This window comes from Sphingomonas sp. Sphisp66 (assembly GCF_047324325.1).
Lineage (GTDB): Bacteria > Pseudomonadota > Alphaproteobacteria > Sphingomonadales > Sphingomonadaceae > Sphingomonas.
In genome coordinates, this window is sequence record NZ_CP168508.1 from 4,201,652 (window position 1) to 4,214,319 (window position 12,668).

Here is a 12,668-nt window from a genome sequence, read left to right on the forward strand (position 1 = left end):
AAGGAGCATCGCCATGCGCAAGTTTCTGATCGCAGCAGCCGCCACCACCCTGGCGCTCGGCATGCCGGCAACCGCCGCGCTCAACACCGGCCAGGTCGCCCCCGATTTCACCGCGCCCGGCGCGATGGCGGGCAAGCCGTTCACGGTGAACCTCAAGGCCGCGCTCAAGAAGGGCCCGGTCGTCCTCTATTTCTTCCCCGCCGCCTTCACCGAGGGCTGCAATGCCGAGGCGCATGCGTTCGCCGAGGCGCTGCCCGACTTCCAGAAGGCCGGCGCGAGCGTGATCGGCATGACCGCAGGCAATATCGACAAGCTCGAGGCCTTCTCGGCCGAGAAGTGCGCGGGCAAGTTCGCCGTCGCCGCCGCCAGCCCGGCGATCGTCAAGGGCTATGACGTGCAGCTGACCAAGCCGGACGGCACCGCGACCAAGATCACCAGCCGCACCTCCTATGTGATCGCGCCGAACGGCAAGATCATCTTCGCCCATTCGGAAATGAGCCCGGCGGGCCATATCCGGCTCTCGCTCGAGGCGGTGCAGAAGTACAAGGCCGCGCACAAGCACTGATATTTTCAGGACTCCGCAGGCTTTGCTCACCGGATGTTAGCAGTTGCGCCCTAATTTGCCCGGCGAGACGGTGTTGAGGGACATCGTCGGGCCAATTTTGGTGAGGCAGTGAAGCACATGGTCGCGGCCAAGGCCGTCCGGGCAGCAAGCGGTTCCCAGGCCGCGCGCGACCTGTACGACCGAATCGGGGAATTTCTGGTGGACCAGCGGCTGGATCCCGATCCGGCCAACTATGCGTTCGCCTATCAGCTCCTCGCCAATCCCGACGGTCCGCTGGCCCGCGCGGTGCACGCGCTGACCGATGGCGGCGTGCGCCTCACCCGTCGCGACATCGAGAGCCTGGGTTGCGATGCGCCAACCGCGGGCGCGCCGGCCGCGACGATCGAGAAGGCGCAGGGCCTGGTCGCCCAGACCCAAATGCAGGTCGAGGGCTTCCAGGACATGGTCACCGCGATGCGCGCCGAGACCAAGGACTTCGGCCGCGACCTCGCCGCCAGCGCCCAGGCGATGCGCAGCTCGGGCGGCGACGGCCTCGAGATCAGCCGGCTCACCGCGACGATGCTCGAGCGCGTCCGCACTGCCGAGGAGCGGCTCGAAAGCGCCAATCGCGAAGCCAGCGAGCTGCGCACCAAGCTCGAGGAAGCCCGCGACAACGCCCGCAAGGACCCGCTGACCGGCCTGCCCAACCGCCGCGCCTTCGAAGAGGCCTATGCCGCCCAGGCCGGGGCCGGCACCAGGATCTGCATGGCGGTGTGCGACGTCGACCACTTCAAGTCGGTCAACGACCGGTTCGGCCATGTCGTCGGTGACCGGGTGCTCAAGGCGCTCGGCGAGGCGCTGTCGGACACCTGCAAGGGCCATCTCGTCGCCCGCTATGGTGGCGAGGAGTTCGTCGTGCTGTTCACCGGGCTCGACCTCAAGGGCGCCCGTGAGGTGCTCGACCGTGCCCGCGTCGCCGTGTCGGCCAAGCGCTACCGGCTGCGCGAGACCGATGCGCCGCTCGGCGAGATCACCTTCTCCGCCGGCCTCAGCCCGGCGCAGCAGGGCGAAGTGTTCGGCACCGTGTTCCACCGCGCCGACCAGCTCTGCTACGCCGCCAAGAATGGCGGCCGGAACTGCGTCCGCGTCGACTGACCGGAATCGGACACTAACTGTCCGCCTTTGATTGGGAAAATACACCATAGCTTGGCGTGAAATTTCCCAACCGCGCGTAACTTTCTAACGCGCACTCAGCAAAATCAAGCACTTAGAAAATTGGCACGCTCCCTGCAAATCATCTGGCATCGGCCGCCGGATGGTCCGGCAAGCCGAACGAACACAGGGAGTACCTATCATGGCCGTCCGTATCAGCTCGTTCCAGCACAGCGTTGCCGTCATCGGCGCAGTCGTCCTCAGCTATGGCATCCTGCTCTTCTCGTCCTCGGCCTTCCCGGTCATCGCATGATCGCCGGCGGACTCGACGGAAGGGAGAGGATAAGCATGACGCGTAGCCTGATGATCGGTGCGGCATCCTTCGCCATCACCGCAATGACGATCGCCACGGTCGGCCTGCAGGGTTTCAGCCGCTTCGGCTGAGCCCTGCCGAGCCGCCCGGCGGCGGCCACCAGCGGCGGAACCTCTGCCCGCCCCGACAGGTTTCCCAAGGTATCCCAGGAGGATACCGAGATGAGCGAAACCGCCGAGATGATCCACGAGGATGCGCTGCCGGGACATGAAAGCGCGCTCGAACCCCAGCCAGACTGGCAGCCCCGCTATCCCGGCTCCGGCCGCCTCCAGGGCAAGGTCGCAGTGATCACCGGTGCCGACAGCGGCATCGGCCGTGCCGTCGCCGCGCTCTATGCGCGCGAGGGCGCCGACATCGCGATCCTCTATCTCTGCGAACATGACGACGCCGCAAAGACGGCGAACATCGTGCACGGCGAGGGCCGCGAGGCGCTGACCATTGCCGGCGACGTGGGCGACAAGCAATTCTGCGACTCCGCCATCGCCCGAGTGATCGACAAGTTCGGCCGGATCGACGTGCTGGTGAACAATGCCGGCGAGCAGCATCCGGACAAGGACATCACCGACATCACCGAGGCGCAGCTGCGCCGCACCTTCCAGACCAACATCTTCGGGATGTTCTTCCTGACGCAAGCGGCGCGCCCGCACCTGAAAAAGGGCGCGGCGATCGTCAACTGCACCTCGGTCACCATGTACCAGGGCTCGAAGGAGCTGCTCGACTATTCGAGCACCAAGGGCGCGATCACTGCCTTTACCCGCAGCCTTTCGGAGAACCTGGTCGGCGAGGGCATCCGGGTGAACGCCGTGGCGCCGGGGCCGATCTGGACGCCGCTCAATCCCTCGGGCGGCGCCAGCCCCGAGAAGCTGGCGCATTTCGGGGAGAACACGCCGATGGGCCGGCCCGGCCAGCCCAATGAAGTGGCGCCGGCCTTCCTGTTCCTCGCCTGCGAGGATTCCAGCTACATGTCGGGCCAGGTACTGCATCCCAATGGCGGGACGGTGGTGAACGGCTGAGCGGGGCTCAAAGTACACGAAGTACACGCCAAAGGCGCGTTTCCAGCGCGGCGAGCGACAGTATGCTGCGCGAGTAGGAAATTTTCTTTCGGACCGAGTCAAAGAGCGGCCGGGCGCCCAGGGCCCGGCCGCTAGACGGCATCATGCGAAATCCTATTTTGCAAGCTCAGGCCGTCGCCCCTGCCCCTACCGGCCCGAGCGGCGCTTCCTCGCCGCGCGAATAGGTGCCGATGAGCAGCCCTGCGGCGATCACCCGGCCCTCCATCTCGCGCAGCACCGCGCCGCGACCGGGATTCTCGCCCGGGTCCTCACCTTCGCTGAGCGCGAAGATCTGGAAGGCGTAATTGTGCTCGCCATGCCCGTTGGGAGGATCGGGCGGCAGCCAGCCTTCGACGAAGCGGCTGTTGCGGCCGACATCCTCGCCGCCTGCATGCCCCTCGCCATCGGGCGCGATCTCGCCTTCCTTCAGGTCACCGTCCAGCGGCAGGCCCCAGACGATCGCATGGACCACCGGCTGGGGCGTCGGCGCATCGGCATCCTCGACGATCAGCACCAGCCGCGACGCGCCCTCCGGCACCCCGGTCCAGAAGAGCGGCGGCGACACGCCCTCGCCATCGGCGGTGAAGCGACCGGGCAGGCGCGCGCCATTGGCGAAGGCCGGGCTGGACAGCTGGATCACGCCCTCGGCGGCAAGCTCGGGCCGGACGATCGCCAGCTTGTCCGCACCGGCGCGAAAGGGGCTCAGCGCCTTGCCGAGCCAATGGGGAAGATGTTCGAGCATGGCTTTCTCCTCGGCTGCTGAACCGATGAAAGCGCGGGAGGCTCCCTCCACCCGTCATCCCCGCGAAGGCGGGGATCCAGGGTTACTTCGCGCAACGCCCTTGGCTCTGGATCCCCGCCTTCGCGGGGATGACGAAAAGAAAGACGACGGGCGTCGCTACAGGTCCAGCTTCTCGTAATCGGCGGGCGGCGGGATGCCTTCCATGCGCTCGCTGAGCAGCGGGCGGAAGCTCGGGCGGCTCTTCATCCGGACGTACCAGCCCTTGGCCTGCTCATGGCTCTTCCAGTCGATCCCGCCGAGATAATCGGCGATCGAGATCTGCGCGGCGGCGGCGAGATCGGCGAGGCTCATCGTCGGGCCGGCCAGCCAGGTGCGGTGATCGAGCAGATAATCGATGTAGTCGAGATGGTTGACCGCCGCCTTCATCGCATTGCGCAGCGCCTGGCCATCGGGCGACTGCTTGTAGACGATGCGCTTGAGCATGCGTTCGTGGAGCAAAGGTGCCGTGATCTCGGCATAGAAATTGGTGTCGAACCAGATCGTCAGGCGGCGGATCTCGGCGCGATCGGTGGCGGTGCCGTTGAGCATGGGCGCCTTGTTCACCGTCTCCTCGAAGAACTCGCAGATCACCGAGGAATCGATCAGCGTCACCCCGCGCTCGGTATCGGCCATCACCGGCACCTGGCCGGTGGGGTTCAGATCGAGGAACTCGTCGCGCCGCAGCCAGGGCGATTCCCGCACCGGCTCATAGCCGACGCCCTTTTCGCCCAGCAGCAGCCGGACCTTGCGCGAGAAGGGACAGAGGGGGAATTGATAAAGCTGCCACATCGGCCCGCTTTAGGACTCGCCGCGCGCCCGCGTAAAGCGATTGCCGACCGGCCGGTCGATAAAAGCCGCTTATTTGGGGTCGAGCGCGCCGCGCAGGGGCTGGAGCGCGGCGCGGAGGCGCGCAGCGGTCTCGGCGAGCGAGTCCTGCATCTGGAGCGCACCTTCGGTCAGCTTGCCGGCGACCACGACGGCACTGCGTGCGTTCTTGTGGAAGTTGCGGTCGAAGTTCGGATCGCGGCGGCGCTGGATGTCGCCCAGCGTATCCTGCTCGCGGATCGTCGGATCGAGATAGTGCGCGGCGGGGCCGACGCGGGTGTCGAGCACGATGCCGGCGAGGTTGGTCAGCATCGCCGCGGCGCCTTCCTGCACCATCGGGTTGTTGAGCGCGCGGGCCAGCGCCTCGGTCTTGTCGCGGGTGCTGGGCTCGGGCTGCGGCTGCGACTGGGCGAAGGCCGGGGTAGCGGCGGCGCAGAACAGGGCGGCGGTGAGGACGAGACGCATGACTGGCTCCGGTAACGGACTCGGATGACGGCGCCTTGTATCACAGATGGTTGGCGGTTGCGGAGCCCGGTTGCGACGAGCCGTTTCCTCCCCTCCCTGAACGGGCGGGGTCGGGGGTGGGTCGATATATGCATACGGCGCGGTGAAGCCTGACGCATCAGTATCGCCAAGCCTCCACCCACCCCCTAACCCCTCCCTTCCAGGGAGGGGAATCCGGGATTACTCCGCCGCCACCGCTTCGACGGCATCGTCGTTGAGCGGCATCGGCAGGCGCGTCAGCATTTCCTTGGGCACGACCTGCCAGAAGCTGCCGACGGCGCGGTCCCAGTCCTCGAGCAGGCCGGCGGCCCATTTGCTGTCGGTGGCGAGCACATGCGCCTCGACCAGGCCGCGCAGCTTGGCTTCCCAATGCGCCGAGGACAGGCGCTGCCAGACGATGCTTTCCGGATTGGCGCGCTGCTCGAAGCTGCCGTCCTCGTCATAGACGAATGCCATGCCGCCGGTCATGCCGGCGCCGAAGTTCATGCCGACCTGGCCGAGCAGCACCGCGGTGCCGCCGGTCATGTACTCGCAGCCATTGGCGCCGCAGCCCTCGACCACCACTTCGGCGCCCGAGTTGCGCACCGCGAAGCGCTCGCCCGCCTGGCCGGCGGCGAACAGCCGGCCCGAGGTGGCGCCGTAGAGCACGGTGTTGCCGATGATCGTGTTCTTCCAGCTCTCAACCGGCGAGCTGACCAGCGGACGCACCACGATGATGCCGCCCGACAGGCCCTTGCCGACATAATCGTTCGAATCGCCGAACACTTCGAGCGTGACGCCCTTGCACAGGAAGGCGCCGAGCGACTGGCCGGCCGAGCCGCGCAGGCGGACATGGACATGGCCGTCGGCGAGCGTCGACATGCCGTAGAGCCGGGTGATCTCGGACGAGAGCCGGGTGCCGACCGCGCGGTGGGTATTCCGCACATTATAGGTCAGCTGCATCTTCTCGCGCCGCGCGAAGACCGGGGCGGCGTCCTTGATCATCTGCGCATCGAGGCTGTCGGGCACTTCGTTGCGGAAGGTCGACAGGCTGAAGCGGCGCTCGGCATCGTCGGCATCGACCTTGGCGAGGATCGGGTTGAGATCGAGATCGTCGAGATGCTCGGCGCCGCGGCTGACCTGGCGGAGCAGCTCGGTGCGGCCGATGACTTCGTCGAGGCTCTTGAAGCCCAGCCGCGCGAGAATCTCGCGGACCTCCTCGGCGATGAAGGTCATCAGGTTGATGACCTTCTCCGGCGTGCCGACGAACTTCTGGCGCAGCTTCTCGTCCTGGGTGCAGACGCCCACCGGGCAGGTGTTCGAATGGCACTGGCGGACCATGATGCAGCCCATCGCGACGAGGCTGAGCGTGCCGATGCCGAACTCCTCGGCGCCGAGGATCGCGGCGACGACGATGTCGCGCCCGGTCTTGAGGCCGCCATCGGTGCGCAGCTTCACCCGGCCGCGCAGGCCGTTGAGCGTCAGCGTCTGGTTGACTTCGGTCAGGCCCATTTCCCAGGGCGTGCCGGCATACTTCACCGAAGTCTGTGGGCTAGCGCCGGTGCCGCCGACATGGCCGGCGACCAGGATGACGTCTGCGTGGGCTTTTGCGACGCCCGCCGCCACGGTGCCGATGCCCGCCGAGCTGACCAGCTTGACGCAGACCCGCGCCCGCGGGTTGACCATCTTCAGGTCGTAGATGAGCTGCGCCAGGTCCTCGATCGAATAGATATCGTGGTGCGGCGGCGGCGAGATCAGCGTGACCCCCGGCGTCGCGTGGCGCAGCTTGGCGATGAATTCGGTGACCTTGAAGCCGGGCAGCTGGCCGCCCTCGCCGGGTTTGGCGCCCTGGGCGACCTTGATCTCGATCTCGTCGCAGGCGTTGAGATATTCGGCGGTGACGCCGAACCGGCCCGAGGCGATCTGCTTGATCGTCGAGTTGGCATTGTCGCCATTCTCGTACGGCGTGTAGCGCAGCTTGTCCTCGCCGCCCTCGCCCGACACGGCCTTGGCGCCGATGCGGTTCATCGCGATCGCCAGCGTCTCGTGCGCCTCAGGCGAGAGCGCGCCGAGCGACATGCCGGGGGTGACGAAGCGCTTGCGGATCTCGGTGATCGCCTCGACCTGGTCGATCTGGATGCCTTCGTTCGGGAAGTTGAACTCGAGCAGGTCGCGCAGATAGACCGGCGGCAGGTCGCGCACGCCGCGCGAGAAGGCCATGTAGGACGAGTAGCTATCGGTCGACACCGCCGTCTGCAGCAGGTGCATCAGCTGGGCCGAATAGGCATGGGTCTCGCCGCCGTGGCGCTGGCGATAGAAGCCGCCGATCGGCAGCGTCGCGACGCCGCGGTCGAACGCCGCCTCGTGGCGCATCATCGCCGAGAGGTGGAGCGAGGCATAGCCTTCGCCCGAGATCTTGGCGGGCATGCCGGGGAACAGGTCGTTGACCAGCGCGCGCGACAGGCCAACGGCTTCGAAGTTGTAGCCGCCGCGATAGGAGGAGATCACCGCGATCCCCATCTTCGACATGATCTTGAGCAGCCCCTCGTCGATCGCCTTGCGGTGGCGCTTGAGGCACTCGTCCAGGGCGATCTCGCCGAACAGGCCGCGGGCATGGCGGTCGGCGATCGAGGCCTCGGTCAGATAGGCGTTCACCGTGGTCGCGCCGACGCCGATCAGCACGGCGTAGTAATGCGTGTCGAGGCATTCGGCCGAACGGACGTTGACCGAGGCGTAGCTGCGCAGGCCGCGGCGGACGAGGTGGGTGTGCACTGCCGCTGCAGCCAGCACGCCGGCGATGGCGGCGCGGCCCTCCGAGACATGCTCGTCGGTGAGGAACAGCTCGGTGCAGCCGGCGCGGACCGCCTGCTCGGCCTCGTAGCGGATGCGCTTGATCGCCTCGCGCAGATCCTCCGGCGTGCCGCCGGCGGCAAAGGTGCAGTCGATCTCGGCCGACTGGCTGCCGAAATGGGCGCGCAGCCGGTCCCAGTCGCCATTGGTCAGGACCGGGCTCTCGAGCACGAGCACCTTGGAGCCTCCGCCCTCGGTGTCGAGGATGTTGGCGAGGTTCCCGAAGCGCGTCTTGAGCGTCATCACCTGGCGCTCGCGCAGGGAGTCGATCGGCGGGTTGGTGACCTGCGAGAAGTTCTGGCGGAAGAACTGGCTGATCAGGCGCGGCTTGTCCGAGATCACCGCCAGCGGTGTGTCGTCGCCCATCGAGCCGATCGCTTCCTTGGCGGTCTCGACCATCGGGGCGAGGATCAGCTCCATGTCCTCGAGCGTCTGCCCGGCCGCGACCTGGCGGCGGGTGAGCTCGGCACGCTCGAAGCGCAGCGGCTGGGCCTCGGGCGCGGGCAGGTCGCCGACGGTGATGAACTCGCCGATCATCCCGGCATAGTCGTGCTCGCCGGCGATCTGGTCCTTGATCGCCTTGTCGCAGAGCAGCACGCCCTGGTCGAGATCGACCGCGATCATCTGGCCCGGGCCCATCCGGCCCTTGGCGATGACGGTCGATTCGGGGATCTGGACCATGCCGGTCTCGGAGCCGACGATGAGCAGGCCGTCGCTGGTCTGGGTGTAGCGCAGCGGGCGCAGCGCGTTGCGGTCGACGCCGGCGACCGCCCAGCGGCCATCGGTCATCGCCAGCGCGGCGGGACCGTCCCACGGCTCCATCACGCTCGCCAGATACTTGTACATCGAGAGGTGGTTGGCCGGGGTCGCCTCGTCCCATGCCTCGGGCACGAGCATCAGCTTGGCAGTGGGCGCGTCGCGGCCCGAGCGGCAGATCGCCTCGAACACCGCGTCGAGCGCCGCCGTGTCCGACGCGCCGGCCGGGATCACCGGCTTGATGTCCTCCGAGCGCTCGCCGAACGCGATGCTCGCCATCTTGATCTCGTGGCTGAGCATCCAGTTCTTGTTGCCGCGGATCGTGTTGATCTCGCCGTTATGGGCGAGGCAGCGGAAGGGCTGGGCCAGCCACCATTGCGGGAAGGTGTTGGTCGAATAGCGCTGGTGGAAGATCGCGACACGGCTGGTGAAGCGCTCGTCCTTGAGGTCGGGATAGAAGTCCGACAGGCTCTCGGCGAGGAACAGGCCCTTGTAGATGATCGAGCGGGTCGACAGCGAGCAGATGTAGAAGCCGCTGATCTGCGCGGCGATCACCGCCTTCTCGATACGCCTACGGACGAGATAGAGCTCCTTCTCGAACTCGGCGGCGTCCATCGCGTCGGGCTGCGGGCCGGCGATCATGATCTGCTCGATCTCGGGGCGCGTCGCCTGCGCCTTCATGCCGATCACCGAGACGTCGACCGGCACCTGGCGCCAGCCATAGATGGTGTAGCCCGCCTCGATGATCTCGGACTCGACGATGGTGCGGCACGCTTCCTGCGCGCCCAGATCGGTGCGCGGCAGGAAGACCATGCCGACGGCGAGCCGGTTCGGCAGCACGCGGTGGCCGCCCGCGGCGATCGCGTCGTCGAAGAAGCGCACGGGCAGGTCGACGTGCAGGCCGGCGCCGTCGCCGGTCTTGCCGTCGGCATCGACCGCGCCGCGGTGCCACACGGCCTTGAGCGCATCGATCGCCGACTGGACGACGCGGCGCGAGGGCAGGCCGTCGGTCGCGGCGACCATGCCGACGCCGCAGGCATCGCCCTCGAACTCGGGACGGTACATGCCCTCAAGGGCAAGGCGTTCGCGTTCGGTCTGCAGAGTCATGGCGTTTTCCTGGTGGGCGTGGGCGGCGGCGGCGGCGTGACGAGCCGGACGCGCGGCAAATCCTTGGTCACATCGTAGAGACGTTCGACGAGGTCTTTCTCGTTGGGCAGCCCGCCCTCGGCCAGCGCCGCCTGGGCGCGCCGCGCATAGGCGGGCGAAAGCTTGCGCGGATCCGAGACGGTGGCGAACAGACGCGCCAGCGCGAGCCCACCGGGCGTGCCCACCGCAGCCTGGGCGGCGGCGATCTCGTCGGGCCCGAGCTGATCATCGATCATATAGGCGAGCAGCCGCACGCGCATGTCGCGGTAGGCCGCCATCATGCCCGGCGCCGCCTCGCGCGCCAGCCGCTCGGCCGCGCCGCGGCAGCGCGGGTCGGCGGGATCGCAATTGGCGCCGCGCCAGGAGAGCTGGGTCTGGAGAATGCGCCGCGTCAACCCAGCGGCCACCTCGTCGACGCTGGAGGCGGGATTGCCCCACCCCATCGGACCGAGTTCCCGGGCAAGCGCACTCGCCGCCGCCGAGGGCTGCTCGGTCGGCACCGCCTGCGCATGCAGCGCCGCCGGTGCCACGAGCGGCAACAGGGCCAGCAAGGCGGCGCGCGACAACAACATCACTGGCCGCCCTTCTTCTTCGCCAGATATTCGGCGGTCAGCTTGACGGCGAGCGCTTCCATCCGGGGGCGATTGTCGGCGACGAGCTTCTGCGCCCAGGCCTGGCTTGCGGCCGAGATCTTGGGATTGACGCTGCCCATCTTCTGCGCGGCCGGGCTGCCGGCAAAGGCCATCAGCGCCGGATAGTCCTCGGCGGTCATCTTCGCCATCACCGAGGCGATCGCCGCCTGCTGGATCTCCTGCTCGGACTGGCCGGGACTGCTGCCCATCGTCTCATAGACTTCGGCACGGACCTTCTGCCCGGTCGGGCTGGCGAAGAAGGTAAGCGTGTCGGTGATCTCGCCCGGGGTCAGCTCGGTCTTGAGGATCGCCTCGATCTGGGTGCGCAGCGACGGCAGCTCGGCGATCAGGATGCCGGTGAACTGGTCGCGCAGGGCGCCGCCCACCTGGGCGCGCAGCGCCGGATCGGCGTCATAGGCCGCCTTGAGCCTGGCATTGCCCGAGACTTCCTGCGCCATCCCGGCATCGAACGCCTTGCCGGCGACGCGCGCGATCGCATCCGCCGGCGCCATCAGCGCGACCAGCTTCTGGAGATCCCCCTCGGCAACCGGCGCGGCGACCGGACCGGCGGCGAACGCCTGGGCCGGGGCCAGCGCGGCGACACCAAGGGCAAGGGCAGCGAGGAACGGCTTCATCGGATCGACCTTAATCAAGCAGCCCGTGCCGCATCGGCGCGGGCGCGCATCCAGGCATGCATGTGCGCCGCCACGTCGCGGCCGTCGCGAATCGCCCAGACGACGAGACTCGCGCCGCGGACAATATCGCCCGCCGCGAAAACACCGTCGAGGCTGGTCATCATCGTGCGGCCGTCGGTGCGCAGCGTGCCCCAGCGAGTGACGCCGAGCTCCTCGGCACCGAACATCCGCGGCAGGTCCTCGGCCTCGAAGCCGAGCGCCTTGATCACCAGGTCCGCCTGGAGCTGGAAGGCGCCGCCCGGATCGACTTCGGGCGCGCGGCGGCCGGAGGCATCGGGCGCACCCAGCCGCATGCGCGAGGCGCGCACGCCGGAGACCTTGTCGCCGCCATCAAAGGCCTCGGGGGCCGAAAGCCAGACGAACTCGACGCCTTCCTCCTCGGCATTGGCAGTCTCGCGCTGCGAGCCCGGCATGTTGGCGCGGTCGCGGCGATAGAGGCACTTCACCGAGGTGGCGCCCTGGCGCACCGCGGTGCGGACGCAGTCCATCGCGGTATCGCCGCCGCCGATCACCACGACATGCTTGCCGTTCGCGTCGAGGCTGCCGTCGTCGAACGCCGGCACCGCGTCGCCGAAGCCCTTGCGGTTCGAAGCGGTGAGATAGTCGAGCGCCTCGACGATCCCCTCGGCGCCGACGCCGGGCGCCTGGATGCCGCGCGCCTTGTAGACGCCGGTGGCGATCAGCAGCGTGTCGTGGCGCTTGCGCAGGTCGTCGAGCGTCGCCTCGCGGCCGACCTCGAAGCCGAGATGGAAGACCACGCCGCCCTGCTCGAGCCGCTCGACGCGGCGCATGACGACGTGCTTCTCGAGCTTGAAGCCGGGGATGCCATAGGTGAGCAGCCCGCCGGCGCGGTCGTGCCGGTCATAGACATGCACGTCATAGCCATATTCGCGGAGATACTCGGCGGCGGCGAGGCCCGCGGGGCCCGCCCCGACGATGCCGACCGACTGGCCCCGCGACGGGCCGACCGCGACCGGCTCCACCCAGCCCTCTTCCCAGGCGGTGTCGGTGATGAACTTCTCGACCGAACCGATCGTGACCGCGCCGTGCCCGGAGAACTCGATGACGCAATTGCCCTCGCACAGCCGGTCCTGCGGGCAGATGCGGCCGCAGATCTCGGGCATGGTCGAAGTGCTGTTCGACAGCTGATAGGCTTCGCGCAGCCGCCCCTCGGCGGTCAGGCGCAGCCAGTCCGGGATGTGGTTGTGAAGCGGGCAATGGACCGAGCAATAGGGCACGCCGCACTGCGAGCAGCGGCTGGCCTGTTCCTCGGCGCCGGGCACCGCATAGCGATCCGCGATCTCGCGGAAGTCCTCCGCGCGCAGTTCCGCCTCGCGCTTGCTCGGATAAGCCTGCGCCGTTCCAACGAATTTGAGCAT

General features: G+C 67.9%; 10 protein-coding genes. 3 read left to right on the forward strand and 7 right to left on the reverse strand.

The genetic code is table 11. From position 1 onward, the window contains the following. Positions 1 to 13: 13 nt before the first annotated feature. From ACEN8G_RS19150 to ACEN8G_RS19160, 3 genes are all read left to right on the forward strand, one after another. The gene (locus tag ACEN8G_RS19150; RefSeq protein ID WP_413414715.1) at positions 14 to 565 is read left to right on the forward strand and encodes a peroxiredoxin; all 552 of its coding nucleotides are present in this window, start codon (positions 14 to 16) and stop codon (positions 563 to 565) included. Between the two features lie 117 nt (positions 566 to 682). Further along, positions 683 to 1,699, forward strand: a complete 1,017-nt coding sequence (locus ACEN8G_RS19155) for a GGDEF domain-containing protein (RefSeq protein WP_413414720.1) — start codon at positions 683 to 685, stop codon at positions 1,697 to 1,699. 531 nt (positions 1,700 to 2,230) lie between these two features. Then, entirely contained in the window at positions 2,231 to 3,082 is an 852-nt protein-coding gene (locus ACEN8G_RS19160) for an SDR family oxidoreductase (protein ID WP_413414716.1), read from the forward strand. A gap of 166 nt (positions 3,083 to 3,248) precedes the next feature. On the opposite strand, the gene ACEN8G_RS19165 is transcribed toward ACEN8G_RS19160, so the two are convergent. The 7 genes from ACEN8G_RS19165 to ACEN8G_RS19195 form a co-directional block, all read right to left on the reverse strand. Next, positions 3,249 to 3,863: a YbhB/YbcL family Raf kinase inhibitor-like protein gene (locus tag ACEN8G_RS19165; RefSeq protein ID WP_413414717.1), complete on the reverse strand. Its 615-nt coding sequence runs from the start codon at positions 3,861 to 3,863 to the stop codon at positions 3,249 to 3,251. 156 nt (positions 3,864 to 4,019) lie between these two features. Then, complete coding sequence (locus ACEN8G_RS19170; protein ID WP_307116673.1) at positions 4,020 to 4,691, reverse strand: glutathione S-transferase family protein; 672 nt, start codon at positions 4,689 to 4,691, stop codon at positions 4,020 to 4,022. A 69-nt stretch (positions 4,692 to 4,760) separates the two neighbouring features. Further along, positions 4,761 to 5,192 carry a hypothetical protein gene (locus tag ACEN8G_RS19175; protein ID WP_413414718.1) on the reverse strand — a complete coding sequence of 144 codons (432 nt, stop codon included), beginning with the start codon at positions 5,190 to 5,192 and terminating at the stop codon, positions 4,761 to 4,763. A gap of 219 nt (positions 5,193 to 5,411) precedes the next feature. Next, complete coding sequence (gene gltB / locus ACEN8G_RS19180) at positions 5,412 to 9,923, reverse strand: glutamate synthase large subunit (protein ID WP_413415967.1); 4,512 nt, start codon at positions 9,921 to 9,923, stop codon at positions 5,412 to 5,414. After that, positions 9,920 to 10,534 (reverse strand): hypothetical protein, encoded by a 615-nt coding sequence (locus tag ACEN8G_RS19185; RefSeq protein WP_413415968.1) that lies wholly within the window; start codon positions 10,532 to 10,534, stop codon positions 9,920 to 9,922. The genes gltB and ACEN8G_RS19185 overlap by 4 nt, the downstream gene beginning before the upstream one ends. Further along, on the reverse strand, positions 10,534 to 11,247 hold the full coding sequence (locus ACEN8G_RS19190; RefSeq protein ID WP_413415969.1) for a DUF2059 domain-containing protein: 714 nt from the start codon (positions 11,245 to 11,247) through the stop codon (positions 10,534 to 10,536). Before ACEN8G_RS19190 ends, ACEN8G_RS19185 begins: the two co-directional genes overlap by 1 nt. After that, complete coding sequence (locus ACEN8G_RS19195) at positions 11,244 to 12,668, reverse strand: NAD(P)-dependent oxidoreductase (protein WP_413415970.1); 1,425 nt, start codon at positions 12,666 to 12,668, stop codon at positions 11,244 to 11,246. Before ACEN8G_RS19195 ends, ACEN8G_RS19190 begins: the two co-directional genes overlap by 4 nt.